Genomic DNA, 26,673 nt, shown 5'->3' with positions numbered 1-26,673 from the left:
CGGGCAGAAGTAGAGCCGGGCCCCGGCGCCCGGGGGGGGTAGGTGCCGAAGCCCGGCTCGCGGGAGGTCCCGGCGCCGGGGGGGAGTGCGTCGGGACGTGGCTCATGTGTCAGAACGTGCTGTGCCGAGCCTGCCGGACGTTCAAACGGTTCACGACGTTCACACGGTTCACGACCTTCAAATGGTTCACGACGTTCAAACGGACGGGACGCTCAGTCGCAGGCGCCCCACGGCCGTGAAGCGGTCTTGCGTCCGAACTCACGGGCTCTGGAGGGTTTTTCCCCGGGGCACGCCCTGTTGAAGCGGCGGTACACAGCCATGTTTGCGCTGTCTTTCGCCACCGGGCGTACGCGGTCACGCTCGCCCGATGACGAACGCCCGCCGCACGCCCACCCCTTCGTATCCCCCGCCGTCCGTCACCTCACGTGCTGCACACGACCGCGTGGTCGCGCCACCGATCGGTAACACCACCACGCGGTCACATCGCCACTGTCGTCGTCACACCGTCGTCGCGCTGTGCGCGACGTCGTCACGCCGCAGCGTCGAAGCCGGTGTCGTGGGCCAGCTTCTTCAGCTCCAGCAGCGCGTGCTTCTCGATCTGCCGGATGCGCTCGCGGGTCAGACCGTGCTCCTTGCCGACCTCGGTCAGCGTGCGCTCGCGGCCGTCCTCGATGCCGTACCGCATCTTGATGATGGAAGCCGTGCGCTGGTCGAGGCGGCCGATCAGGTCGTCGAGCTCCTCGCTGCGCAGCAGGGTCATCACCGACTGCTCGGGCGACACCGCGGAGGTGTCCTCCAGGAGGTCGCCGAACTGGGTCTCGCCCTCGTCGTCCACCGACATGTTCAGCGAGACCGGGTCACGGGCCCAGTCGAGCACGTCGGAGACACGCTCCGGCGTCGTGCTCAGCTCCGCGGCGATCTCCGCGTGCTCCGGGTCGCGGCCGTGCTCCCGGTTGAACTCGCGCTGGACACGGCGGATGCGGCCCAGCTCCTCCACGAGGTGGACGGGGAGCCGGATCGTGCGGGACTGGTCCGCGATCGAGCGCGTGATCGCCTGGCGTATCCACCAGGTGGCGTACGTGGAGAACTTGAAGCCCTTGCGGTAGTCGAACTTCTCCACCGCGCGCACCAGGCCGGCGTTGCCCTCCTGGATCAGGTCCAGGAGCGGCAGGCCGCTGCGCGGATAGCGGCGGGCCACCGCGACGACCAGACGCAGGTTGGAACGGATGAAGATGTCCTTGGCCCGCTCTCCCTCGGCCACCAAGGCCTCGAGCTCCTCACGGGTCGCCTCCGCCTTGGACTCCTCGTACCCGTCGAGGATCTGCCGTGCGAACACACCCGCCTCGATGACCTGGGACAGCTCGACCTCCTTGGCGGCGTCGAGCAGCGGTGTACGCGCGATCTCGTCGAGGTACATGCCGACCAGGTCGCGATCGGCGATCTCGCCGCCATGGGCGCGAACACTGCTTGCCGCGTCGGCCGTCTCGCCGGTGGCGGACTTACGACGGGCGACGGCACGGGTTGCCATGCGTGCTCCCTTGCGATGGTGGGTCAGCGGGTAGTCCTTTGAATGCTCGGCACTGCCTTCGGAACTTTCCTCGGGTGCCCGGCATCCGATGGGAACAACGACTTGAAACCGGACAGAATTCCCAACCCGCCCTCCAATTTTTCTGATCATGCAGTACCCTGTCGGGCCGCAGCGCGCCGAGCACCTTGCCGGCGGGCACGGAAGCCCAGGTCAGAGCGGGGGCCAGGAACTCCCCAGGAGCCTCTGCGGACCCCCCGATCACCCCGCGTATGAGACGCCGGTCACGCCGATGCCGTAGTCCTCGCCTCGGCGCCGCAGTCCTCCACGCTGCGGGTACCTCCGTCCGCGCCACGCGAGAGCGTCGCCTTCGACCACCCTCCACCCTCATGGACGGGCCGTACCGGCGGAAGGTTGCCGCAAACCCGGAGTCTCAGGAGATTCCCAGACTCTCCACACCATGCTTGTACGCAACCCGGGCCCGCATGTTTCAGCCACCACGCGAATCCGACCGGGCCACAGCCGGACCCGTTCCGGGGCGCGGCCGGAACCCGTCCCCGGACGTGGCCGAACCCGTTCTCGGCCGCACGCACCGGACTCGTTCCCGGCCACACCGCACCGGACCCGTACCCGGCCATACCGCACCGGACTCGTTCCCGGCCATACCGCACCGGACTCGTTCCCGGACGTCGCCCGCAGGCGCGCCGCCGGGACCCGGACCGCCCACAGGAGCGCCTCGGGCCGCCCGGCATCGCCCCGGATCGCCCGAGGCCGCCCCGGACCACTCTCAGCCGAACTGCACCGACCGCTTCGCCATTCCCATCCAGAAGCCGTCGATCACCGATTTCTGCGAGTCCAGCTCGCCCCCGGCCTCCGCCGCGCCCATGGTCACGAACAGCGGGGCGAAGTGCTCGGTGCGCGGATGGGCGTAGCGGCCGGCTGGCGCCTTGCCGAGGAAGTCCAGCAGGGCGTCCCAGTCGCGGGCCTCCAGGGCGCGCCGCCCCCAGTCGTCGAACTCCGAGGACCAGCTCGGCACGCCCTCCCCGACGTGGCGCAGCGCGGCCAGGTTGTGGGTGAAGAAGCCGGAGCCGATGATCAGCACGCCCTCGTCGCGCAGCGGCGCCAGCCTGCGACCGATGTCCATGAGCCGCACCGGATCAAGGGTCGGCATGGACACCTGCAGGACGGGGACGTCGGCGGCGGGGAACATCTCGACGAGCGGGACGTATGCGCCGTGGTCGAGGCCGCGGTCCGGCACGTCCTGCACGGGCATGCCGGGGCCGCGCAGCAGTTTGCGCACGCTCTCGGCGAGCTCGGGGGCGCCGGGGGCGGCGTACGTCACCTGGTAGTAGCGCTCGGGGAAGCCCCAGAAGTCGTAGACCAGGGGGACCGTCCCGGTGGCCCCGAGGGCGAGCGGGGCCTCCTCCCAGTGGGCGGAGACCACGAGGATCGCCTTGGGGCGGGGCAGGCCGGCGGACCAGGCGGCGAGCTGGCCGGGCCACAGGGCATCGTCGGCGAGCGGCGGGGCGCCATGGCTGAGATAGAGGGCGGGCATGCGCTCCTGGGCGGTGGCGGACATGGCGGCGGCTCCCTGCGGATCCTGTCGGAGAAGTTGCGCGGCTCCCGCCGAGCACTTACTTGAACTCTAAAGCTCTTCCGGAATGGTACGGCTTGATTGTTCAAACTTCAAGGAGTGCCCCGTACAGTAAATGCATGAACACGGCACCTCCCTCCGGCTCCACCCCCGTGTCGGCCTCCGAGCCCGCTCCCGCCGCTCCGCGCTGGCTCAGCGACGACCAGCAGCGGGTCTGGCGTTCCTACCTGCACGCCACGACCCTCCTCGAGGACCACCTCGACCGGCAGCTGCAGCGCGACGCGGGCATGCCGCACATGTACTACGGCCTGCTCGTCAAACTCGCCGAGTCCCCGCGCCGCCGGCTCCGGATGACCGAACTGGCCATGGACGCCAAGATCACGCGCTCCCGCCTCTCCCATGCCGTCGCCCGCCTGGAGAAGAACGGCTGGCTGCGCCGCGAGGACTGCCCCTCCGACAAGCGGGGTCAGTTCGCGGTGCTGACCGACGAGGGCCAGGAAGTTCTGCGGGGCACCGCGCCGGGCCATGTGGCCGCCGTGCGCCAGGCGCTGTTCGACCGGCTGACCCCCGAACAGCAGAAGTCCCTCGGCGAGATCATGCAGATCGTCGCCGAGGGACTTCAGCCGAACGAAGCGGGTGCCGACCTGCCCTGGCTCCGCTGAGCGGCGCGGACCACTGAGTGGCCGGGCCGGCGGCGTGGGCCGGGGCAGGTCTGACGAGCGCCTCCCGAAGACCCCGAAGGGTCTCAGGGCGGGCCGTGGATGTCAGTGGGCGATGACCGGGACCGCCACCTCGTCCTCGAGGTCCTCGCCCGACGCCGACCCGGCCTTGGGCCCGGAGCCGGTCACCCTGGTGCTGCCCGGCCGGCCCGCGTTGACGAAGGTCAGCGCGATGACACCGGCCACGACCAGGATGGCGACGGCGAACCAGATGGCGTTGGTGTAGCCGTGCACCAGGCCCTTCAGCTGGACCAGCTGCTGGGCGGGCCTGGCGGCACCGGCGGCCGCGATGTGGTCCTTGATGTACGCGGCGGTGGCGGAGGAGGCGATCGTGTTCAGCAGCGCCGTACCGATGGCACCGCCGACCTGCTGCGAGGTGTTGACCATCGCGGAGGCGACACCCGCGTCACGCGGCTGGACGCCCTGGGTGGCCAGGGACATGGCCGGCATGAACGCCGTACCCATACCGAGGCCGAGCAGCAGCATCGCGGGCAGCAGCAGGGCGGGGTAGGAGGAGTCGACCTGCAGCTGGGTCAGCAGCAGCATGCCGACGGCGGCGACCAGGAAGCCGGGGCCCATCAGCAGGCGGGCCGGGACCCGGGTCATCAGCCGGGTGCCGATCTGGGTGGAGCCGGTGATCATGCCCGCGATCATCGGAAGGAAGGCGAAGCCGGTCTTCACCGGCGAGTAGCCCTTCACGATCTGCAGGTAGTAGGTCAGGAAGAGGAACAGGCCGAACATGCCGATGATCGCCAGGCCCAGCGAGAGGTAGATGCCGCCGCGGTTGCGCTCGGTGATCACGCGCAGGGGCAGCAGCGGGGCCTTCACCCGCGACTCGACCAGCACGAAGGCGGCGAGCAGCACGACGGACGCGACGAACATGGCGACGGTCAGGGTGTCGCCCCAGCCGTCGGACTCGGCACGGGTGAAGCCGTACACCAGCGCGACCAGGCCGAGGGTGGACAGGATGACGCCCGGGATGTCGAGCGGGGAGCGGTTGCGGCCGCCCGCCGGCTCACGGATGACGAAGTAGGCGCCGGCCGCGGCGACGATGGCGAACGGGATGTTCACGAAGAACGTCCAGCGCCAGTCCAGGTACTCGGTGAGGAACCCACCGAGGATCAGGCCGACGGCGCCGCCGCCACCGGCGATCGCGCCGTAGATGCCGAACGCCTTGGCGCGCTCCTTGGCATCGGTGAACATCACCGCGAGCAGGGAGAGCGCGGCGGGCGCCAGCATCGCGCCGAACGCACCCTGCAGCGCGCGGGCGCCGAACATCATCGCGCCGGTCGTGGCCGCGCCACCGAGCGCGGATGCCGCGGCGAAGCCGGTCAGGCCGATCACGAAGGCGCGCTTGCGGCCCCACAGGTCCGCGATACGGCCGCCGAAGAGCAGCAGTCCACCGAAGGCAAGGGCGTAGGCGGTGACGACCCACTGCCGGTTGCCGTCGGAGATGCCCAGATCACGCTGGGCGGAGGGCAGGGCGATGTTCACGATGGTCGCGTCGAGGACGACCATCAACTGGGCGAGCGCGATGAAGACGAGCGCCTTCCAGCGGTTGGCGTCGCCGGACTTCTCCAGGACGCCGGAAGCCTTTGAGGCTGTTTGAGACATGGGGGTACCCACTTCGGGACTTCGTGACGGAAAAAGGGTGACGAAAGGTGACGGCCCGCCCTCTTGGACGGCCGAAAGCTCGGTATCGGGAGTTCGTTGCGGAAGCTGGGTGTGGGAGCTCGGTGACAGAAAGTCGCTGGGCGGCGGAAAGTCGGTCGGTGGCGGAAAGTCGGTTGTGAGTGATGACCGGGCTACGGCTCCGAACTCATCGGCCGTACGGACCCTGAACTCATCGACCGGTCGGCCGCTCGACGTTGATCGGCGGACCGGCGTGGACGGCGGATCGGCGTAGGTGGGCGGATCGGCGCGGACGGGCGGATCGGCGTCGACCGCCCCCGTGCCGCTCGGTCAGGCCTGGCGGAGATCCTCCATGGTCGTGGCCGTACCCGGCAGGACGGATCGGGCCGGAGCCCGCAGCCCGTCCAGGAACAGCTGCAGATGACGGTGCACGAAGCGGTCGAGGCTGAGACAGACGGTGCCCGCGGGCGGCCGGCTGAGCTGGGCCGCGGCGACCATCAGGTCACCGACGCTCACGTCCGGGCGCAGTTGCCCGGCCGTCCTGGCCCGGTCCATGACCTCCTCGACCAGGTTCTCGACCCGTTCGCGCGCGGCCACCAGGTCGGGATGGTGATGGTCGAAGGTGCTCGAGACCATGGGGCACAGCGCGCTGATCCGCTCGTCGGCGGCGGCGTGCACGAAGCGCGACAGGGCCTCGAAGGCGTCGCCGGTCTCCGCCAGCGCCTGCTCGGCGGCGAGCGCCGTACGCTCCATGACACAGCAGACGACCTCGCGGACGAGAGCGTCGCGGTCCGGGAAGTTGCGGTACAGCGTGGCGTTGCCGACGCCGGCCCGGCGCGCGATCTCGTCGAGCGGCACCTCGGGCCCGTGCTCGACGAACATCTCCCGGGCGGCGGTGACGATGCGCTCCCGGTTGCGCAGGGCGTCGGCGCGAGGCCTGGTCACCTTGCGCGGTACGGGGTTCGCGGTCGTCGCGGCCTGCACGGCGTACTCCTCGGGTCGGTTCGGCGGTCTGAGGGCTGAGCCACCGAGTCGGTCAGTCGGTGATCCGGTGGCCCGTCCGGCGATCCGGGGAGGCGTTCCCCGTTTCGCGCGGACACGGGTCTAAACGGGGAAGGGGTCCCCGGTTATTTCCCGCCCCCGCAGAGATTGTTCGTGACCTGCGTCACACGTCGCCTCCGTCCTTACGGACCGGCGCCATACGCGCCGTACGGGACCAGCGCCATACGCGTCGCGGGGGACCAGGGCTCCACGCGCCAGCACGGGACCGGCACTCTGCGCGCCGGACGGGACCAGTGCCACTGCATGCCGCCGGGACCACGGCGCACATGCCGTCGGGTACCACCGCCCACACGCATCGCATCCCCGCCGCACCCGACCGGCCCCACCCGTTCCCACGGCAGGGACCACCCGTCCCACGACTGGACCGCTCCACCGCGCGCCCGTCGCGCCCGCGACACAGGGTGATCGAAAGGGTGCAGCCGGAGACCGGTGACTGCCTTGGGCGAACCGGTGGCTGCCTGGAGCGAAAGGTCCGTGCATGCAGCCGCCATCGCCCCGCCGCCGGATACGCAAGCGCCGTGCGGTCGCCCTCGGATCCGTCACCGTACTGACCCTGGCGGTCAGCACCTCGGCGGGCACCGGGCACCTGACGATGGGTGCCGGGGCGACCGGGGCGGGGGCCGCCGCGCTGGCCCGCTATCCCGCCCTCGCCCCCTGCATGATCAGCGGCCCCACGACCGTACAGATGACGGAGGGCGTACCGACCGCCAGCGGCTACGCCCGCTCCACCGGCACCGTGCACGCCCTGACCGTGATGATCGACTTCTCGGACGCGCGCGGCGAGGGCAACGCGCTCGACCGCTTCCACGAGTTCTTCCCGCAGACCCAGGAGTGGTTCCGCACCGCCTCCTACGGCCACCTCGACTACCGCGCCGAGACCCCGATACCCCGGTGGCTGCGGATGCCGAAGCCCTTCAAGGCGTACCACATAGAACGCGGGGCGCCCTTCGACCCCGGCTACCGCCAACTCGTCAAGGACATCGTGGCTGCGGCCGACCCGGCAGTGGACTTCCGGGACTACGACCTGCTCAACGTGCTGATGACCCCGAACGCCGGCCCGTCCGCCCTGGACACCGTCCTGTCCGTGACCTTCGCCGGCAACCCGGACGCCCCGACCGCCGACGGCGTCCCCATAGCGAACGCCTCTTTCATCTACTCCCGCCAGGACGACGGCTCAGGCTCCTACGACCACACCGGCTACCGGGTCCTCCCCCACGAGAACGGCCACGTCTTCGGCCTGCCCGACCTCTACACACAGGACGGCGGCGGCGCGGTCGGCCACTGGGACATCATGAGCGAGGACTGGGGCGCCAACAACGACCTGCTCGGCTGGCACAAGTGGAAGCTGGGCTGGCTGGAGCCGAACCAGGTGAGCTGCGCGGCGAAGCGGGGGACGGCCGAGTACACCCTGACCCCGCTCGAGCGCGCGGGCGGCCCCAAGCTGGTGTTCGTCCCCCTCGACGGCGGCATGGGTTACGCCGTCGAGCTGCGCACGCGCGAGGGCAACGACGAGGACGTGTGCCGGCCGGGCATCCTGATCTACAAGGTCAACGCGGACGTCGACACCGGTCGCGGCCCCATCACCGTCTACGACGCCCACCCCCACTCCGGCGGCTGCACCCGCAGCCCCAACGTCCACGCAGAACTCTCCGACGCCCCCTTCGCTCCGGGCCAGACCTTCAAGGACCCCAAGGCCAAGATCCGCATCGACGTGGCGGCGGACCTGAAGGGGAACTACCGGGTACGGATCACACGGCAGTGACGGCCCGCGCAGGACAGGCAGGACCGTAGGACGGGACAGACCGTAGGACGGGGCAGGGCGGGACCGCAGGACAGGGCAGGTCAGGACCGGGCCGCACAGGACCACAGGACAGGACAGGGCGGGACCGTAGGACAGGAGAGGGCGGGGCAGGGCCGTGGCAGAGGGCCACATGACAGGGCGGGACAGGGCAGGCCAGGCCGCGACGGGGCTACCGTAGGGCTCCTCGCACCGCCGTACCGGAGAACCGAACGAACCGATGCCCGCGCCCGCGCACCCCACGACCGAGCCCCACGAGGCCACCGCCGCCACCACCCCCGCGACCGCGCCCGCCGAGGTGGTCACGCCTCTGGTGCGGGGCGTCGCGGTGCTGCAACGGCTGACGGAGGCCGGCGGAACGCTGAGCCCGAGCGGCCTGGAGCGCGCCACAGGCCTCGCCCGGTCCACGGTGGACCGCATCACGGCGACGCTCGCCCGCATGGGATACGTACGCCTGGAGGGCCGCGACGGCCGGGACGTCGTCCTCACTCCGCGCCTGATGGAGTTGGGCAACGCCTACCTGGCCGCCCTCCGCCTGCCCGCCCTGCTCGACGCGCGCGCCGACGCCCTGGCCGACGAACTGGACGAGTCGGTGTCGCTGGCGGTCGGCGACCGGGACGGCATCCGTTTCATCCACCAGGCGACCCGGCGCCGCGCGATGTCCCTCAGCTTCCGCATCGGCGACCTGCTTCCGGCCGAACGCACCGCTCCCGGCCCGCTGTTCGCGACGGAGTGGACGGAGGAGGACTGGCGGCGCCGGCAGGAGCGCCGCGCGACGGACCCGGAGGACAGAGGCTTCCCGGCGATACCGCCGCGACAGCACATGGCGGACGACTTCACCGAGCGCACCGCACAGGCGGCGCGGGACGGCTGGTCGCTGGACGACCAGCTGATCGAACCGGGACTGGTGGCGGTGTCGGTCCCGGTACGGGACCCGGCCACGCGGAGGATCGCCTGCGTGGCGAGCGTGGTGAGCCACACCAGCCGCCACTCCGCCGACGACCTGCGTACGACGCTGCTCCCGCGCCTGCGCGAGACGGTGACGGCGATGGAAGAGGACCTGCGCGAGCCCCCGGCCCCGCCGACCGCACCGGCCCCCTCCGACCTGGCGACCTGGACGGCGGCGTCGAAGCAGGAGCTGGGCAGGGAGTTCGTCGAATCCCTGGCCCGCGGCCTGACGGTCCTCACGGCCTTCGGCGAGGACAGGCCTGCCCTGACCCTGGCGGAGGTGGCGAAGGCGACGGGTCTGGCGAGGGCGACGGCACGCAGAGCACTGATCACGTACGAGCACCTGGGCCTGGTGAGGCACGCACCGGACACCCACACCTTCACGCTCACCCCACGGGTGCTCTCCCTGGGCTTCCCGCCCCTGTCCCGCACCTCGCTCCCCCGCATCGCCCAGCCCCACCTTCAGGACCTGGCGGCGGAGGTCCACGAGTCCGCGTCACTGGCGGTTCTGACCCCCTCCGCCGAGGAGATCCAGTACACGGCCCGGGCAGCCACGGCGCGCATCATGAGCGTGGACATCACGGTGGGCACCCGCCTCCCGGCCCGAGCCACGGCCCTGGGCCGAGCCCTTCTGGCAGACCTGCCGCCCCACTTGTACTCGCTGGTCGACGCAGAACTGGAAGAGGGCCTGCGCGCGATCGCCGTCCCGATCCGCGACCGCGCCGGCCGAACGGTCGCCGCGGCCGACATCGCCACACACGCGGCCCGTCACACCCCCGAGGAGTGCGTCGAGCTCCTCCTCCCCCCTCTGCGCAAGACGGCCTCCCGCATAGAAGCGGACCTCCACATGGCCTCACGATTCACCCGGGTCCCCCTGACGTGACCAGCCCCAGCGCTGAGCCACCAACCGCACACCCCTACCGGCGCGGACCACTACGTCCCCGTCGTCCAACGCCCGGACGACACCCTGGGGACAAACCCTCTGACCTGTGAAAACGGGGACCTTCCCACGCTGGACCCCTTATCCGCTAGGCTAGTCGCCGGATCTCGCGGAGATCCTCGCCTTCGTAGCTCAGGGGATAGAGCACCGCTCTCCTAAAGCGGGTGTCGCAGGTTCGAATCCTGCCGGGGGCACAAGGGAAAAGGCCCCGGACCGATCTTGGTCCGGGGCCTTTGACATCCACTTCTGACATCAACGCGGGTGGTCACTGACGACCGGGACGCCTCCACAGCAGCCGGTCCATGTGGCTCATGGCCTCGCGCTGGGTGTCCTGCACGACGTGGGTGTAGACGTCCATGGTGATGCTGATCTGGCTGTGCCCAAGGATCTCCATCACGACGCGGGGCGCCACTCCGGCCGCCGTGAGGAGGGTCGCGGTGCCGTGCCGGGCGTCGTGCAGCCGGATGACGCGGAGGCCGGCGGACTGGGCGATGCGGGTGAAGGAGCGGTACAGGTTGCGCGGCTCGACCGGGCGGCCGGTGCGGGTGGTGAAGACGTAGGCGGACGCCTGCCAGGTCTCCCCCGCTTTCGCCCGAGCCGCCGCCTGTCGCATGCGGTGCCAGCGCAGGGGCGCGATGCAGAGCGCGGGCAGAGGGACGGCACGGCGGCGACGGCTCTTGGGGTCGTCGTCGTAGAGGACGCCACGACGGCGCTGGGTCTGCTGGCGGACGTAGAGGACGCGGTTGTCGAGGTCGAGGTCCGACCAGCGGAGACCGGCGATCTCACCCCGGCGGAGGCCCATGGCGATGGCGAGCACGAAGGCCGCGTACAGCGGGTCCTTGCGTGAGGCGGCCAGGAAGTCGAGGGTCTCGTCCAGGCTCCAGGGCTTCAGCTCGCGGTTGTCGGTGCGGGGAGGCCCGACGAGCTTGGCGACGTTCCGCGTGATCATCTCCTCGCGGCAGGCCGAGGACAGCGCCGACCGCAGAACTCGGTGCGACTCTTTGGCCGTTGCCGCTGTCGTCTCCTGCTCCAGGCGCACGAGGAACCGGCGTACGTCGGGAACGCTGAGAGATTCGAGCCGCTTGGCGCCAAGCACGGGCACCAGGTACAGCTGGACGTGCGCCTCGTACTTGTCGTACGTGCTCAGCTTCCTGCGAGCCTTGATGACGTTCTCCACCCAGTACGGCAGCCACTCGGAGAGCTTGGCCGACCGAGTCGGCACGGGCACGCCCTGGTCGACCTTGGCGAGCAGTTCCCGACGCTTGGCGTCGCACTCCGCCCAGGTCTTGCCGTAGGCGAACTTGCGGGCGCGGGTGCCGTCCGGCTGCAGCACGTAGACCGCGCACTGGTAGCGACCGTCCTTACGTTTGGTGATGGTGCCCGCGCCGTTCGGGTTGCGCTTGCGCTGACTGGCCATCAGGCAGCCTTGGGCCTGTCTTCCTGGTCAGGCGAGGTGGGCGGCGATGGCGTCGGCCAGATGCGGGGGAACGCCGAGGCGGGTGCGCAGGGTGTCGGTGTCGATCGGGGACCCGGTCCGGGTGCGGTACTCGTCAGCGACCTTCCGAGCGTGGTCGACCAGCACCGCCGGAACCGCAGGCGCCGGGGTCGGTGCCGGGGCGGCGATGGACGCCGGATCTGTGGGGACAGGCCGGGCGGGCCTGCAGGGTCTCGACGAACTCGGTGAACTCGTGCCCGTGGTCCTCGAGTCGGGCGTAGATGCCACCGCCGCCAGGGTTCTCGGCGAACAGTTCGGGGATGTCCTTCACGACGTCCCACGGGAGGTATGACGTGGCGGTCTCGACGGGGGTGCCGTTGCGGAAGTAGAGGCGGCGCCGGGCGAGGACCTGGGTGCCGGCGGAAACGCCCAGCCGCTGGGCGGCATCCTCGGGTGCCTCCATCGGGCCGATGTAGAGGACGCTCACCTTGGCCGTGGCGCCGGACTGCGCGGACTCAGCGAGCTACGCGGCCTTGCCGCCCTGGCGGTGCGAGCGCCGGAAGCGGTCGGAGGACCGGTGCCGTACCGGCGGGCGATCTTTCACGATCGAGCCCTTGCCGTGCCGGGTCTCGACGAGCCCGCTCGCGCGCACCTCGACCATGGCCTTGCGGATCGTGCCGCCCGAGACGCCGTAGCGGTCGACCAGCTCCGACTCGCTCGGCACCATGTCACCAGGCTTGAGCACGCCCGCCCGGATCTGCTGCACGATCTCCTCGGCGATCTGCACGTACCGAGGTACGGACCGCTCACCTCCTATCGCGGTTCCCATAGTCCCTTCCTCCTATGCTCCTGTATATGACTAACAGCGCCCAGGAAGGCCAGTCAACGCCACTGCACTCCGTGTCCGTAGCCGGGGTGGTGGTGCGCGAGGACGGCCGACTCCTGGCGATCCGTCGAGCTGACAACGGCACTTGGGAACTCCCCGGCGGCGTACTCGAACTCAACGAGACCCCCGAGGCCGGCGTCGCCCGCGAGGTCCTGGAGGAGACCGGCATCCACGTCGAGGTGGACGAACTCACCGGGGTCTACAAGAACACGACCCGAGGCATCGTGGCCCTGGTCTTCCGCTGCAAGCCCTCCGGCGGAGCCGAGCGCACGTCGAGTGAGTCGACCGCGGTGGACTGGCTGACGCCCGACGAGGTATCAGACCGCATGTCCGAGGTCTTCGCGATCCGCCTCTTGGACGCCTTGGACGGCAACTGCCCCCACGTCAGGAGCCACGACGGACGGCGACTCATCCCAGCGGGATAAGACTTTCTCTACTTCATCAAGGCCCGCGCACGGCGCGGGCGCGCGCCGCCCTTACGGCGCGGCCCGCCTCCTGTCTTCGCCCCGGCTGGCCGCGCCAGGCGGCGCGCTGCGTGCACGCGGGCAGAGGAGGGAAACCCCGCTGCGGCTGGGGCGGCCGGCTCCACGACTTTAGCCAGCCACTTTGGCGCGAGCCTCGAAGATCATGGCCCCAACGTCGTGCTTTGGCGGGCAGGTCCACAGACTGCCCGACGCGCCGGAAGCTTACGGGGCCATGATCACTCGCGCCAAAGCAGCTCCCGGCCAAAGTCGTTCCGCCGACCGCGTGGCCATGTGACCGCCTCAGAGCTTGAAGGTGTCCTACGACCGGGAGTCACGATCCCGCAGCGCACTGATGCCGCCGCTGGCATCACTGAAATGCTCATAGGCATGAGCCTGCCGACGCGCGTCACGAAAGGCTCTCGTCGCCGCCGCTTCGATTTGCTGCCCTTCCGGACTCGAAACCATCCGGCGCCGTTCACGGCGTACCAGCACCATCATTGCGGCCGCCACAATGGACGCAAGCGCTAACGCAGTCAGCACCAGGTAGACCATCGCCCCCCTACTCGTCTCAGACCGCGCCGCTCGATCTGGCGCCTCGGCACTGATCGCCAGGAGCTGCGAGGGAAGCGTACCCATCGGCCATCACAGCTGAACAGGCCAGCTCTCGCCAGCTCAGCCCCCACCCGCATACCCGATCTTCCAAACGGGGTGCGGCGTCTTCGTGCCTGTGCTCAGGAGCGGCTGTACAGCAGCGAGGTACAGCAACCGCCGCGACCGCAGTCGCCTCTGACCAGCCTCAGACAGCCAGCTGACCAACCAAGCGGACCTCAGAGACCGTCCCGCTCATAGTTCGGGAAGAAGACGTCGTGCCAGACCCGTGCCAGATAGTGCGGGGAACCACGGGGAACACCGGCGACCGAGCGCCGACGCACAGCGGACCGGCAGCGCTGAAATGGCTTACTGGCCCGCTGTTCTCACCCCCGAGGGCTCACAGCGGACAGCCCGTGACGCCCTCCTGCTGATGCTGTGGCGGGACCTCGGTGAGGCCGGCGGTCGGCGTGATCGACTCACAATCGGTCTCTTGCTCTCAGTCCGACTCGGCCGAGTCGGGATTTGTCGTCGCGACGGCTCCGGTGACGGCGTCCAGCACGAGTACCTGGATGGAGGGGGCAGTCGTGGACTGTGAGGAACCTTCGTCGAGGGGGCCATCCTGGGCAACGCCGTCCTGGGAGGGGGCGGCCTCGGCTCCAGGGGGGCCGACGCTTAGCATCCAGTATGGGTGCCAGCGGCCAGCGTTGTCGGTGCGAGCCAGCAGTTCACCGGAGTGGACGACGTCACCGGGGAACTTGCGCGTCGCGATGGCCTGAGCCTGCCGCCGGTCGACGTGAACCGAGGGCAGTTCGGGGTCGGGAATGTGACGTGCCGTGAACGAGATGATCTTGCGGTCGGGACCGACCAGGACGTCCATCCGCATGGGCATCAGCACGCCATCCTTGCGGGAGCGCCAGGAGACCAATTTCGAGGTTTGCTGAGGCCCGGCGGCGCTGACGTTCGTACGGCCGGCGAGCGCCCAGGGAAAGTGGTCGCGTACGAAGGCGTTGCCGGCCTTGAGGGCGGCACCGTCGCTGACAGGTGCGGTATCGGGCCCGAGTGCCGGACTGGTGGGCTGCAGCAGGCCGGAGGACACCTCGCGGGAGGGCCACTCAATGTCGAGGACACCGCGGTCGGTGTTGGCCGAGATCCGCCCAGGACCTCCAGCCGGCCCGGGGAAGAACTGCACCGATGCGACATGGGCCTGCTCGCCGAGGAAGTCGGCGATGGCTTTCCGGGCGGCTTCCTGCTGTTCAGCGGAGGCGGTGTTCGCCCATGCCACCTCCGCCATCACGAAGGTAACGGTGAAGGCGCTGGTGAGACCGATCGCGGCGATCCCGGCAGCGAACCCAATGAAGGAGCGGCGGACCTGGTGCCTGCTGATGAGGACGCCGGCGTCACGTCCGCCACGGGCGGTGTCCCAGTACAGCCCAGCACTTGCGACGAGTGCACCAGCGCAGGCGCCGATGCTGTTCGTCCACAGGTCAATGCTGTCACAGGCGCGCCCCATGCCCGGCGTGAGCGCCTGCGTGACCTCGATGGTGGCCGAGAGGGCAACGCAGGCCAGGGTGACCGGAACCGGGCGGCGGGTCAGCCAGGTGGCCAGGGCCGCCAGAGGGACGAAGAGGAGAACGTTCAGCAACCCCTGCGCAGTGAACGTCCCTGTGACGAAGCCGCGTTCAATAAAGCAGGTTGCCGAGGCGGGTGCATCGGGAGAAATAGGGTAGAGCGTGGCAGTTATTATACCGGCGAGCGCGGCGCCCGTCAGGGCGCACAGTACTCCCGGCTTTTCGAAACGGCGCCCCAGGAAATAGGACACCAGAGCCGTAATCAAAGAGAAGGCGACAGCGGTCACCAACATTCCTTGATTACCCTTGAATATTGCCTGAATCATGCGGTCGTTTCCTGGGCTCGCGCGGGAGGATTGATGCGGGTGCGGGGCCCGCCCATGAGCGAGCCCCGCCTTCAGCGTTTCAGCACTGGGTGACCGGCGCGTTGTTGAAGGTCTGCTGACCCTGGACCTCCATCCAGCCGATGACGGAGTTACAGCCACTGAGGGTGTAATTGGACCACTTGGTGCTCTTGGTGGTGCCAGCCGACTGGGTGAACCACGACCCGGTGTGCGCGGTGCCGACGTGAGTCCACCCGAAAAGCGCGGTGATGGTGCTGGTGTTGGGCTTCTTGTCGTACGAGTCGATCACGTTCCAGGAGGCGCCGGTCCCGCTGGTCAGCGAGGTCCAGAGGGTGCCGTTGCTGAGCGAGGTGCGGGACGTGCCGTAATCGTAGTTACCGCCGGCCATGGCGGCCGGGGCAATGACACCCATACCGATGAGCACGGCTGCCGAAGTGGCGGCAATACGTCGAACTGCAGTTATTTCCTAAACCTTCTTTCCAGTAAATCCGTGAAGATCATCTTCTCGGATATGGAGGAATCTAAAGGCTCCAGTAAAGAAACTGAAATGACTTTCTGAAATTGTGGCGCGGGTCACACGGGAAAGCTGCAAGGGGGGACGTTTAGTGCACGATTGGTCGCAAGTCTCTTTAATCTCGACTCGGCAGGTCGCATGTCCGATATTCGCCTCAGAACTTGTCTTTATTTAGCCTTGCCTCGTCAGGCGTGAGTGGCCACTGGTTGGCCTGGCGATTCGCCCGTTTCAGGCTGTCCAGCGAGCCATGTTCTTTGTCGGCTGCCTCGCGCACCGCCTGGTGGTGGTCCAGAGGAGCATCGGCTCCAGGTGCCTCCGGTCGCGGAGGCCAGCTTGGCCGGGCGGCCCGGTGATAGCCCAGAGCTTCCATGACGACCGGGGCGGGCATCTCCAGCACGTGCTGCCAGATAGTGGCGGTGCGGCTGGCCGTGGTGGGGATGGCGACGTCGTTGAGGAGGGCCGCAAGGGCGTCGGGGTGGAGTGGATGCCCGGCTCGGTACCGCGCGGCCGGAGTCAGGTCAGGTCGGTGGTGCCGAGGGCTGCGCGGGGCCGGTTGCGTGCCCATTGTTAGCAGTACCCCAGGCGCCCTGCGGCAGCGCGGCCGCGCTCCGTTCATGGGTCGACCAGCCATTTAGGTCAGAATCTGACCTCCACGGCCATTAACGTCCTCCTTGTCCGGCGGAACACGAACCACTGGAGGCAGCGACCATGAGCGAGACCGTGACTGTCAACGAACTGGCCACCCCCGACCCGGCCCATGAGCCGACCGCCACGGGCGAGCGCGCCGACCTGCTGGAGGCGCTGGCCAAGCATCGGCACTTCCTGCGATTCACCACCCGCGACCTCACCGACGAGCAGGCCGGGCGCCGGACCACCGCCAGCCAGTTGTGCCTGGGCGGCCTGATCAAACATGTCACTGCGGTCGAGCGAACCTGGGTGCAGTTCATCCTGGACGGCCCGTCGGCGATGCCCGACTTCACCACCATGACCGAGGCCGACTGGGCCCGACGGGCCGACGAGTTCCGGATGCTGCCCGACGATACGTTGACCGGCGTGCTCGACGACTACGCCGAGGTCGCCCGTCGCACCGACGAACTGGTCGCCACCCTGCCCGACCTGGACGCCACACAACCACTTCCGAAGGCCCCGTGGTCCGAGCCGGGCGCGCGATGGTCGGCCCGCCGGGTACTGATGCACATCATCGCCGAGACCGCCCAGCACGCCGGCCACGCCGACATCATCCGCGAGTCCCTGGACGGCGCCAAGACCATGGGTTAGCCAGCGGCGCGGCAGGGCCTATCGCACCCACACGGTCGGGGGCAACAAGCCCTGTGACCCCGCAAACGCCTTGCCCCGTGATCCGCGGGTCAACAAGGGCGTCGGGGAAGCAGCTGACATCTACGCCTGACATCAACGGGCACGAACGTTCGCGTATAAGTGCAGCTGAGGGCGTACCCCCAACCGTCGGTACGAAGCCACTATGTAGCCGCGAAGAGCCGCCGGATCGAACTCCTAAAGCGGGTGTCGCAGGTTCGAATCCTGCCGGGGGCACCAGGCAGAACGGCCCGGACCGGTCATGGTCCGGGCCGTTCTGACGGCATTCGGCCGTGATCATTCTCGCCGAAGCAGCTCCGCAAGTTGCTCGGTGGCCCAGGAGGGCGGGGCGATTGAGCCGTGCGAACGCATGTTGACCGCGGCGCATGGTGCTCCTGGTCATCCTGGTGGCGTTGGCCTCTCGCTCGCGGGCCAAGGGATCAGGTCGGCTCCGACAGACTCGCCCCTTCAGACGTCACGGTGCCAGCGTCTGCCCGAGGTGGGCTCCGGTGGGGGCGCCGAGGTCGGTGCGGCGCAGCGCCATGGTCTGCGCGAGGCCGAAGCCGGTGCTGTGGACGGGCGTGTACAGCAGGATTCCGTCGCCCGCGTCCTCGCCTTCCGCGCCGAACACGAAACCGGCGCGGCCGTGGCCGGACAGGTCGACGAGACGGACGGCGGAGCCGAACCTGTCACCGCTCTCGGTGGAGTCCAGGATGCCGGGTGTGTCCTCGCAGAGGGTGAAGGAGCCGGTGGTGGTCAGGCCGGAGGCGGTGCCCCTCAGCAGGGTGGCCTGACCGGCGTCGGTGCGTTCCACACCGTCGCGGAAGAAGTCCTCGCCGGGGGCGCCCACGAGGACGTCCGCGTAACCGTCGGCGTCGTGGTCCGCGACGGAGACCGAGGCGCCGAAGGCGTCGCCGTTCCGGTCGGCGCCGGCCACTCCGACTCCGTCCTGATGGATGACCTTCGTGCGAGTGGTGGCCAGGCCGTCGGCCGAGCCGTACACCACGGTGATCTGACCGCCCGCACTCCCGCCGGACTCGGCAGGGTAGGGCTGGCCGATCACGAGGTCGTCGTAGCCGTCGCCGTCGATGTCGCCCGCCGCCACGGACCGACCGCCCCGGACCGTGAGGGTCCCGGCCTCGGTCAGGCCGGCATCGGAGCCCGAGAACAGCATCACGCGCCCGATTCCGCCGGTGTCCTGGTAGTTGAGGGCGACGTCGGCGTGGCCGTCCCGGTCGAAGTCCCCCGTCGTGGCGTCCAGGTGTGCGACCGGGGCCGAGGCGGTGGTGAGCCCGCCGGACGCGGGGGGTCCGCCGGTCAGCCGGACGTCCCAGTTGCCGCCCCGGCCGGTGCCGGCCGAGAAGACATCCGCTTTGCCGTCACCGTCGAAGTCGCCGACGGCGAGCGCCGAGCCCAGCCCCGCGCCGTCGGCGTTGATGCCACTGGTGGTGTAGGAGCAACCGGACGTCAGGCGGGGCCCGTACAGCACCGTGACCGCGCCGCGGTCCCTGTGACCCTCGGCATCGTCCTCGCCGGGTGCGCCGACGGCGAGGTCGGCGTAGCCGTCGCCGTTGACGTCACCCCATGCGATGGCGGCGCCGAAGCCGTTGCCGGGCTCGGAGGTGCCGGGGACTCCGGGGCTGTCCTGGGTGAGCGTGATATGCCGGGCGGCCGCCGGCCCGCCGGGAGCGCCCGGGATGACGGTCACACTGCCGGCGCCGTCCGATGCCTTCGGTGTGCCGGCGGCCAAATCGCCGATGCCGTCCCGGTCGAAGTCCGAGGTGGCCACCGCGTGCGAGACGCCCGGAGCCTTCGCGGGCGCGGCGGCCTGCGCGGACTTGTCGTAGAGACGATCAACGGGGCACGCCGTGGTCACGATGTCACGCTGGCCGACCACACGCGGCAGCGTGATCGCGGCTTCCGCGGCGGGCTTGCGTCCATGCTGCTGCGGCGCCGGCGAGGAGGCGGTGACGTATGCGACGACGCCCGTGGCGGCCGCCAACAGGATCCCGTTGGCCAGCCGCACCCTCCGTTTCACTCTGGCCGCCCTGCCCCCATGCTCTGTCCGGCCGTTCAATGCCCCACCCCAAAGACTGTTCGCTGAGTACACCACCCGTAACAGGCGGCACTTATTAAGCGTGCAGACCCGGCCAAACGTCACACCCGTGTGCCATCCGGCCATGGCTTCCGGCCCCCAGCGCAGCGGTCGTCGGGACAGATCCGTGTGACCGTCCGCCGGCGATCACACACTCGGTCACGAGGTCACAGGTCGACGTCACTGTTGGCAGCCCACGCAGGACGGCTGGGGCCGACAGCTTCTGGGCCCTGTCGTCGAACTCCCGCCTGCCCAGCGACGCCATGCACGCTCCTCCCCCACTGCCTTGACGGCGCGGGAGGTGCCCCCACCCGCCGCACCAGGCCCAGGCCCGAGTACATCCAGTACGGGGGCCAGTGCCCGGCACACCGAGAGCACGCACCTGACGCCGCAGGGCCCGCCCTCCGGGCGGGCGACGGGAGTTCGACGACAGGACCTAGCGGCCGCGGCGGCGGCCCTTGGGGCGGCGAGGGTAGGGGAAGAGCCGCGGGCGGCGCTTGGCGGCCACGTCCTCGATCCAGCCGAAGAGCAGGATCGCCAGGCAGATCAGTGGGACGGCGACCACCAGCGGGGTCCACTGGCTCGCCAGCAGCCACTGCGCGTGGTCGTAGAAGAGGGTGTTGCTCCACAGCGGGTCGATCAGCGGCTCGGTCAGCACCAGCGCGAAGGAGTGCCACAGATAGACGGTGACCGCGCGGGAGTTGAGCAGGCTGATCACGCCGTTGAACCGCTGCAGGGGCTTGGGCCACTGCTCCCAGGAGGGGCTCAGGTGGAGCAGCAGCAGCACCGCGCCGAACGACCAGATCGCCTGGGCGACCGGTACCGCTTCCAGATCGTGCCCGATCCGGGGGTCGTCCACCGGTGACTGCATCAGCCACCAGAAGCCGAACATGAGCACCAGCGGCGCGAGGGACGGCACGACGTACTGCGGGATCTTGCGGAGCAGGCCCTCCGCGTGAGCCATGCCCAGCAGCCAGCAGGCGCCGAAGGTGGTGAAGTCGGTGGCGGCCTCCATCAGTCGGCCGGACTGGTCGACCAGGCCGGAGTTGATGAAGAACGCGAGCGCCAGCGGCACCAGCAGGGTGACCCAGGGCAGCTTCCGCATCGCCTTGAGCATGAGCGGCGACAGCAGGACGTACCAGAGGTAGGCTCGCAGGTACCAGAGGGGGACACAGATCTGTTCGGCCCACGAAGCCGGCAGGTGTCCGCCGAAGGTGTGCAGCGTGGCCCCGAACGGCGGCTCGCTGAACGGCAGGACCCAGTAGGCCAGATCGGCCCACCACCAGTTGGGGTGGTGGTGGTCGGGCCGCCAGCCCTCCAGGAACATCAGCGGCACCACGACCGCGCCGAACAGCCACATCGGCGGCAGCAGTCGGCGCAGCCGACCGCGGATCACGCTCAGCGCCGGCCGCTTGAGGGACCGCACCATCAGCGACCCGGCCAGCGCGAACATGACACCCATGGAGGGGAAGACGATCGGCAGCCAGGTCCAGCTGAAGTTGTGGTAGACCACCACGCGGACCAGGGCGAGCGCCCGCAGCAGGTCGAGGTAGCGGTCGCGGCCGGGCTTGCGCGCGGGCGCCGGGGCCGCCTGTTCGGGCTCCTCGGGCTCCGCGGTGCGCTGCGCGGGGAACGCCGCCGGGTCCATCACCCGCAGGGCCATGGTTTCGGAGGAGTCCTGGATGCCGTAGGCACCTGGTTCCACGGTACTCATGAAGACATCGCCCCCGTCGTGACGTCGAGCCCCACCTCACCGGTGCGCCGCAGCTTCTGCCAGCGCAACCGGCCCCCGGTCAGAGCGGTGATGGCGGACTGCAGCAGCACCATGTACATGAGCACCCGGTAGACCACCTGCTGGGCCGGCAGCGTGATCAGGTGCCACGCCTTCTCCCTGTCCAGGTGGAAGGACCACCAGGCGCAGACGGCCTGCAGGGCCATCACCGCGAACCAGGCGGCCAGGGTCTTGTACGCGTCGACGAAGACCACGCCGTAGACCATGCCGATGTCGATGGCGGGCGCGAGCAGCGGGGTGATCACCATGAACAGGGCGACGAACGGCAGGCCCACCCGGCCGAAGTGGCCGGCCGCGCCGCGCTCCAGCACCGAGTGCCGGTGCTTCCACATCGCCTGCATGGTGCCGTAGCTCCAGCGGTACCGCTGCGACCACAGCTGCTTCATGCTGACGGGCGCCTCGGTCCAGGCCCGGGCGTTCTCGGCGTAGACGACCTTCCAGCCGGCCCGGTGCAGGGCCATGGTCACGTCGGTGTCCTCGGCGAGCGTGTCGTCGCTCATGCCGCCCGCCTGCTCCAGCGCCGAACGACGGAAGCCGCCCACGGCGCCGGGGATGGTCGGCATGCAGTTGAGCACGTCGTACATCCGGCGGTCGAGGTTGAAGCCCATCACGTACTCGAGGTGCTGCCACGCGCCGATCAGCGTGTCGCGGTTGCCCACCTTCGCGTTGCCGGCCACCGCGCCGACGCGCGGGTTGCCGAAGGGCTGCACCAGCTCCCGGACGGTGGCGGGTTCGAAGACCGTGTCGCCGTCCATCATGACAATCAAGTCGTACGAGGCGGCGGCCACACCGGTGTTGAGGGCGGCCGGCTTGCCGCTGTTCGGCTGCCGGATCAACCGGACCATCGGCAGGTCGAGCTCCTCCACGATGGCGGCCGTGTCGTCGGTCGACCCGTCGTCGACCACGATCACTTCGATGGGATGGTCGCTTCTGGCCAGTGAGAGCAGGGTGTTGGTGATGCACTCCTGCTCGTTGTACGCGGGTACCACCACGGTGACCGGTTCGGTGACGGGGTCGCCCCAGGAGAAGCCCGGTTTGCGGGTGCGCCGCACATGGATGGCGGAGAGCACCAGCATCAGCGCGAACCGCGCCATTACCAGCACACCGACGACCGCGAGCAGGCCGACCAGCCACGGCATCAGCCACACCGAGAAGGTGGTGCACCACAGGAACGCCTTGCCGACCCACAGGTTGTAGCTGGTGACCTTGGTGTTGGCGGAGCCGGTGCCGAGCGCCTCGCCGATGGTCTTGAAGGTGTAGCCCTGGGTCTTGAGCTTCTCGATGATGACCGGCAGCGCGGCCAGCGTCTGCGCCCGGTTGCCGCCCGCGTCGTGCAGCAGGATCATCTCGCCCTGGCCGGGGAGGTCGGGCATGGCGGCCTTGACGATGGAGTCGACGCCGGGACGCTTCCAGTCGTCGGTGTCCTTGTTGATGAAGGCGGTCAGGTACCCCTCCGACCCCGCCTGCTTGGTCACCGGCCACGACCAGTCGTCCAGCGCGTCCACGGTGGAGGAGTAGGGCGGGCGGAACAGGCTGGAGTGGATGCCGGCGACACCGGCCAGCGCGAGCTGGGTCTCGCCCAGCTCCCAGGTGAGCCGGGTGCCGGAGTGCAGCGCGAGGTCGGGGTGGGTGAAGGTGTGCAGACCGATCTCATGGCCGCCGGCCACGATCTGACGGATCAGCGCCGGGTTGCGGGTGACCATCGAGCCGGTGACGAAGAAGTCGGCGCGGATGTCCTCGTCCTTCAGCACCTTGAGGATCTTCGGCGTCCACTGGGTGGACGGCCCGTCGTCGAAGGAGAGGACGACGGTCTTGTCCGGGATCGTGTAGCTGACCGGCTTGCTGTTCTTGTCGCCGCGTGCGTCGACGACCGGGCCGCCCTCCAACACGCTGGTCGGGACGGTGCCCTTGTCCACGGAGACGGCGATGCGCTCGTCGTGGAAGACCTCGTTGTTCGCCATGCCCCGAAGGACCATCAGCGCCAGCAGGGTCGCCAGTACGGTCACCGGCAGAAAGAAACGCAGGGGCGGTGCGGCGAGTCGGCGCGGCCGCGCGATGGACTGCCGGGAGCGATGGCGGGAGCGGGACATGGACTTCCTGGTCGGTCGCGTCTGGCTACTGCGCGGCGGCGGTCACGGAGCTCGACGCCCCCGTACCGGACGCCGGAGTCACGATGACTGACGCGGTGGCGTCGGGTGTGGCCGCTGGGGCGGTGGTGCTCTTGGCGACGCCGGGAGCCGCGGGCAGCGGCGCGTTCAGGTACTGGCTGGGCGGCGTGGTGTCCGCGGTGCCGGGGACGGTGAGCGCGGGCGCCTGCGACTGGGTCCCGAGCAGGCCGGAGGTCATCGCCAGCACGAACCCGGTGCAGACGATGCCCAGCAACCAGCCGAAACCGCGCAGACGGCGGCCGCGCAGACCGGTCTGGTCCACAAAGACGGGCGCCGGCTCGACCTCCGCGGAGGCACTGGTCATCGACAGCCTCGAGCTTCCTTCATCGGACAACTGCCGGCTCGGCGCTGCCGAAAGTAGTGAGTAGAGCGGAAAAGTGATCAATGTGCGAGGAAAAGGAGATTATCCGACCCGCTCCCGGCCATGTAACAAGATTAGGATGAAGATTCGGTCAATGTCACGCGGGTCTCGTAGAGTTCCGGCGACGTAGCTTGCCTCCTGCCGAACGGACCTTCACGCATGGCCATAGCCCGCAGCCGCAGCCGCCTGACGGCCGCCGCGATCCTGATGGTCGCCGTCACGTTCCTGGTGGATGCCTGCGGCGCGGGAAGCGGGGACGGCGCCAAGGCGGGTACGGCCACCGCCCCGGCCGCGCACTTCCGGGTCTCGTCCATGCTCAAGCCGTCCGGCCGCGCGCTGGGCGTTGTCGACGACAAGACACCCTGGCAGTACGGCATCGTCACCACCTTCACCAAAGAGGCCGGGCGGGCCCCTGACATCCGCGAGTACTACAGCTCCTGGGGCGACGACTTCGACGCGGAGGGCAACGCCTTCCTGTGGCAGCACGGGCAGTTGCCCATGATGGCGCTGGTGCCCTCCGACACCTCGCTCGCCGACATCGCCAAGGGCAAGGAAGACGCCTACATCCGCCGGCTGGCGGACCAGATCGCCGCCTACGACGGCCCATTGGCCCTCTCCTTCGCCGGCGAGATGAACGGTCCGTGGAACTCCTGGGGCCCCAAGCACACCGAGCCCGCCGACTTCGTCGCGTCGTGGAAGCATGTGCACGACGTCTTCACCGCTCAGGGCGTCACCAACGTGATCTGGGTGTGGACTCCGCACGTGGTCGACTCGGGCACGACCGCCGAGCTGCGCCCCTACTACCCGGGCGGCGCCTACGTCGACTGGGTCGGCCTCATCGGCTACTACGGGCCGATCGACGGCACCGCCTTCTCCAGCCTGTTCACCCCCACCCTGCGTCAGATCGCGGGCTTCTCCAGCAAGCCGGTGCTGATCGCGGAGACCGGAGTGGCGCAGAGCGACCAGAAGGAGGCGCACATCCGTGACCTGTTCGAAGGCGCAGCGAAAGCCGGCGTCATCGGGCTCGTCTGGTACGACCAGCGCAAGGACTGGCCGGGCAGCAAGCAGTTGATGGACTGGCGGATCAGCACCTCGGTGGGTGCGCTCGCCGCGTTCCAGGTGGAGTCGGGCCGGACGGGCTTCGGCCATTCGTTCAAGAACGGCTGATGCGGGGCGAGCAGGGGAAGCCAGGCACAAGCCCGCAAGAAACGACCTTTATCATCGCGCATCAGTGCGACCGGCGTATGCGGGTGCGGCTGCCCGACCAGGTGGGAGATCACGGAGATGACGACGGAATCGTCGCCGGGCCAGGGGGCTCCGCAGGAGGAGTACGGCTGGGCCTTCCGGCCCCGCAAGTCGGCTGCCGGCCCGCAGCCGTACGGGGAACAGCAGCAGACGGAGCCGGCCGTACCGTGGGACGGCCGGTGGTCGGCCGAGCCGCACGGAAGATCCTCCGGCACGCGGTGGGACTCCACCATGCCGCTGCGGTTCCCCGAGCCCCGCCCCGGCGCCCACGAGGCCATGCACGAGCCGGGTCGCTGGATGCCCCCGCACGTTCAGCCCGGCAGCGAATCGGCGGACCAGGATTCCGGACATCCGTCAGGGGCGACCGCCGTCCTCGACCGGACGGCCCTCCGCCACCCCGAGTCTGCCACCGCGCAACCGCAACCCCCTGCGGGCGCGAACGGCAAGCGGGCCGGGAAGACCAGGCGGGTGGGCAGGATCGCGCTCGCCCTTGCCGTCCTCGTCGCCGCCGGCGGGGCCGCTGCCGTCATGCTCAAGCAGGAGGACGCCGCCGCCGTCGCCTCGAAGAACCTGACGCAGGCGTGGCAGATACCGGCGCCCGCCGCCGACGACGCGCTGGTCGGCAGCTGGCTCACCGGCAAGCTGCTCGTCCGAGCCAGCAGCCGAGGCGGCCTGCGGGCCTACGACCTCACCGACGGCAAGCAGATATGGCGCGCCGCGTCCTCCGCCACCGCCGCCAAGCGCGGCACCGTCCCCTGCGGGATGTCGCCGACGCTCAGTGCCCAGGGCATCGGCACGGTCGCCTTCGGCAAGGACGGCAGCACCTGCAACTGGCTGGCCGGCGTCAAGGCGTCCACCGGAAAGATCCTCTGGTCCATACCGCTGACCAGCAAGAAGCACCCTGCGGCGGCGACTGCCGCGACCTACGTGCAGGGCGATGTCGCCACCATCGTCAGCGAGAACTACCTCGGCGGTGTGGACATCCGCACCGGCAGCCGCGTATGGGGCTACAAGTCCCGCGGTCACTACTGCAACGCCTACGACTGGGGCGCCGACGGCGTCGTGATGGTGGACGACTTCTGCCTCGACCAGAAGAGCAGGTTCACCCTCACCGCGTACGACGGCAGGACCGGGAAGGTGATCTGGCGGAAGCCCGAGAGCGCCCACTCGGATGTGACGCACATCCTGTCCGGCTCACCGCTGGTCGCCGCCGTCCACACGGCGCGTCAGGACGCCGTGCGAGTTTTCGACACCACCGGGACCGGCCGCAAACTGGCCGTGGGCGACGACGAGCTCACGCCCGGCAACAACACAGACGCCGACCACTCCGCCCGGCTCTACGGCAACGTCCTGGTCACCCCGGCCGCGGCCTCCGGCAGCACGATGATCGACGGCTTCGACACCACCACCGGCGCCAAGCTCTGGACCCACCGCTCCGCCGCGCTCGCCGTCCCCGCGTCCGGCGCGGACGGCAAGGTGTACGCCGTCACCACGTCCGGCACCCCGCAGCTCATCACCATCGACCCGCGCACCGGTCACACCACCCCGGTCGCGGGCCTGCCGACGGGGACCGGCAAGTGGAGCTTCACCTCCGGCACGGTGTACGTCACCCCGGACGGCGGCGTGCTGGAGCTCAACGCCCTCGGGTCGAACGGCGGCGTGCGGCTCTACCGGTAGG

At 69.5% G+C, this 26,673-nt stretch carries 20 protein-coding genes, 1 tRNA gene and 2 pseudogenes; 8 read left to right on the top strand and 15 right to left on the bottom strand.

The window, feature by feature from the left end:
* Positions 1 to 529: 529 nt before the first annotated feature.
* Positions 530 to 1,528: a sigma-70 family RNA polymerase sigma factor gene (locus BZY54_RS25765; RefSeq protein ID WP_086727706.1), complete on the bottom strand. Its 999-nt coding sequence runs from the start codon at positions 1,526 to 1,528 to the stop codon at positions 530 to 532.
* Between the two features lie 784 nt (positions 1,529 to 2,312).
* Complete coding sequence (locus BZY54_RS25760) at positions 2,313 to 3,104, bottom strand: dioxygenase family protein (protein WP_086727705.1); 792 nt, start codon at positions 3,102 to 3,104, stop codon at positions 2,313 to 2,315.
* A 134-nt stretch (positions 3,105 to 3,238) separates the two neighbouring features.
* Here BZY54_RS25760 and BZY54_RS25755 point away from each other — a divergent pair, with 134 nt between their 5' ends.
* Positions 3,239 to 3,781 (top strand): MarR family winged helix-turn-helix transcriptional regulator, encoded by a 543-nt coding sequence (locus tag BZY54_RS25755; protein ID WP_244217330.1) that lies wholly within the window; start codon positions 3,239 to 3,241, stop codon positions 3,779 to 3,781.
* Positions 3,782 to 3,883: 102 nt separating this feature from the next.
* Here the strand turns inward: BZY54_RS25755 and BZY54_RS25750 are convergent, their stop codons facing one another.
* Both BZY54_RS25750 and BZY54_RS25745 read right to left on the bottom strand, forming a co-directional pair.
* Entirely contained in the window at positions 3,884 to 5,452 is a 1,569-nt protein-coding gene (locus tag BZY54_RS25750) for an MFS transporter (protein WP_086727704.1), read from the bottom strand.
* A gap of 348 nt (positions 5,453 to 5,800) precedes the next feature.
* The gene (locus BZY54_RS25745; protein ID WP_086727703.1) at positions 5,801 to 6,454 is read right to left on the bottom strand and encodes a TetR/AcrR family transcriptional regulator; all 654 of its coding nucleotides are present in this window, start codon (positions 6,452 to 6,454) and stop codon (positions 5,801 to 5,803) included.
* Positions 6,455 to 7,010: 556 nt separating this feature from the next.
* Here BZY54_RS25745 and BZY54_RS25740 point away from each other — a divergent pair.
* From BZY54_RS25740 to BZY54_RS25730, 3 genes are all read left to right on the top strand, one after another.
* Positions 7,011 to 8,294 carry a M6 family metalloprotease domain-containing protein gene (locus tag BZY54_RS25740; RefSeq protein ID WP_086727702.1) on the top strand — a complete coding sequence of 428 codons (1,284 nt, stop codon included), beginning with the start codon at positions 7,011 to 7,013 and terminating at the stop codon, positions 8,292 to 8,294.
* A gap of 256 nt (positions 8,295 to 8,550) precedes the next feature.
* Positions 8,551 to 10,161, top strand: a complete 1,611-nt coding sequence (locus BZY54_RS25735; protein WP_086727701.1) for an IclR family transcriptional regulator domain-containing protein — start codon at positions 8,551 to 8,553, stop codon at positions 10,159 to 10,161.
* 178 nt (positions 10,162 to 10,339) lie between these two features.
* Positions 10,340 to 10,412, top strand: a tRNA-Arg gene (locus BZY54_RS25730).
* 71 nt (positions 10,413 to 10,483) lie between these two features.
* On the opposite strand, the gene BZY54_RS25725 is transcribed toward BZY54_RS25730, so the two are convergent.
* The 3 genes and pseudogenes from BZY54_RS25725 to BZY54_RS25720 form a co-directional block, all read right to left on the bottom strand.
* Complete coding sequence (locus BZY54_RS25725) at positions 10,484 to 11,635, bottom strand: tyrosine-type recombinase/integrase (protein ID WP_086727700.1); 1,152 nt, start codon at positions 11,633 to 11,635, stop codon at positions 10,484 to 10,486.
* A 27-nt stretch (positions 11,636 to 11,662) separates the two neighbouring features.
* Positions 11,663 to 11,836 (bottom strand): annotated as a pseudogene (locus BZY54_RS55560) (DUF2637 domain-containing protein); the annotation flags it as partial.
* Positions 11,837 to 11,864: 28 nt separating this feature from the next.
* Positions 11,865 to 12,482: pseudogene (locus BZY54_RS25720) on the bottom strand (GntR family transcriptional regulator); the annotation flags it as partial.
* A gap of 14 nt (positions 12,483 to 12,496) precedes the next feature.
* Between BZY54_RS25720 and BZY54_RS25715 the strand changes: the two are divergent.
* Positions 12,497 to 12,964 carry an NUDIX hydrolase gene (locus BZY54_RS25715; protein WP_167414059.1) on the top strand — a complete coding sequence of 156 codons (468 nt, stop codon included), beginning with the start codon at positions 12,497 to 12,499 and terminating at the stop codon, positions 12,962 to 12,964.
* A 357-nt stretch (positions 12,965 to 13,321) separates the two neighbouring features.
* Here BZY54_RS25715 and BZY54_RS50370 read toward each other — a convergent pair whose 3' ends face one another.
* The 4 genes from BZY54_RS50370 to BZY54_RS50365 all read right to left on the bottom strand — a co-directional run bounded on the left by BZY54_RS50370 (position 13,322) and on the right by BZY54_RS50365 (position 16,417).
* Positions 13,322 to 13,555, bottom strand: coding sequence for a hypothetical protein (locus BZY54_RS50370; protein WP_143668121.1), 234 nt, complete (start codon positions 13,553 to 13,555; stop codon positions 13,322 to 13,324).
* Positions 13,556 to 14,090: 535 nt separating this feature from the next.
* Entirely contained in the window at positions 14,091 to 15,488 is a 1,398-nt protein-coding gene (locus BZY54_RS25710; RefSeq protein WP_086727698.1) for a VanZ family protein, read from the bottom strand.
* A 79-nt stretch (positions 15,489 to 15,567) separates the two neighbouring features.
* Positions 15,568 to 15,918, bottom strand: a complete 351-nt coding sequence (locus BZY54_RS25705) for a hypothetical protein (protein WP_086727697.1) — start codon at positions 15,916 to 15,918, stop codon at positions 15,568 to 15,570.
* 256 nt (positions 15,919 to 16,174) lie between these two features.
* Entirely contained in the window at positions 16,175 to 16,417 is a 243-nt protein-coding gene (locus BZY54_RS50365; protein ID WP_143668120.1) for a hypothetical protein, read from the bottom strand.
* 311 nt (positions 16,418 to 16,728) lie between these two features.
* Between BZY54_RS50365 and BZY54_RS25700 the strand changes: the two genes are divergently transcribed.
* Complete coding sequence (locus BZY54_RS25700; protein WP_208640761.1) at positions 16,729 to 17,298, top strand: DinB family protein; 570 nt, start codon at positions 16,729 to 16,731, stop codon at positions 17,296 to 17,298.
* A gap of 511 nt (positions 17,299 to 17,809) precedes the next feature.
* Here the strand turns inward: BZY54_RS25700 and BZY54_RS25695 are convergent.
* From BZY54_RS25695 to BZY54_RS25675, 4 genes are all read right to left on the bottom strand, one after another.
* Positions 17,810 to 19,372, bottom strand: a complete 1,563-nt coding sequence (locus tag BZY54_RS25695; protein ID WP_244217329.1) for an FG-GAP-like repeat-containing protein — start codon at positions 19,370 to 19,372, stop codon at positions 17,810 to 17,812.
* Between the two features lie 493 nt (positions 19,373 to 19,865).
* Positions 19,866 to 21,143: an acyltransferase family protein gene (locus BZY54_RS25685; RefSeq protein ID WP_244217328.1), complete on the bottom strand. Its 1,278-nt coding sequence runs from the start codon at positions 21,141 to 21,143 to the stop codon at positions 19,866 to 19,868.
* Complete coding sequence (locus BZY54_RS25680; protein ID WP_086727695.1) at positions 21,140 to 23,311, bottom strand: bifunctional polysaccharide deacetylase/glycosyltransferase family 2 protein; 2,172 nt, start codon at positions 23,309 to 23,311, stop codon at positions 21,140 to 21,142. Before BZY54_RS25680 ends, BZY54_RS25685 begins: the two co-directional genes overlap by 4 nt.
* A gap of 25 nt (positions 23,312 to 23,336) precedes the next feature.
* On the bottom strand, positions 23,337 to 23,693 hold the full coding sequence (locus tag BZY54_RS25675; RefSeq protein WP_086727694.1) for a hypothetical protein: 357 nt from the start codon (positions 23,691 to 23,693) through the stop codon (positions 23,337 to 23,339).
* Between the two features lie 216 nt (positions 23,694 to 23,909).
* On the opposite strand from BZY54_RS25675, the gene BZY54_RS25670 reads away from it, so the two are divergent.
* Entirely contained in the window at positions 23,910 to 24,917 is a 1,008-nt protein-coding gene (locus BZY54_RS25670; protein ID WP_086727693.1) for a glycoside hydrolase family 26 protein, read from the top strand.
* Between the two features lie 117 nt (positions 24,918 to 25,034).
* Entirely contained in the window at positions 25,035 to 26,672 is a 1,638-nt protein-coding gene (locus BZY54_RS25665) for an outer membrane protein assembly factor BamB family protein (RefSeq protein ID WP_086727692.1), read from the top strand.
* Position 26,673 lies beyond the last annotated feature (1 nt).

Origin of the sequence: Streptomyces carpinensis (assembly GCF_002154505.1) — a bacterium.
Classification (GTDB): domain Bacteria; phylum Actinomycetota; class Actinomycetes; order Streptomycetales; family Streptomycetaceae; genus Streptomyces; species Streptomyces carpinensis.
This window is presented reverse-complemented; position numbering and strand designations above follow the sequence as displayed.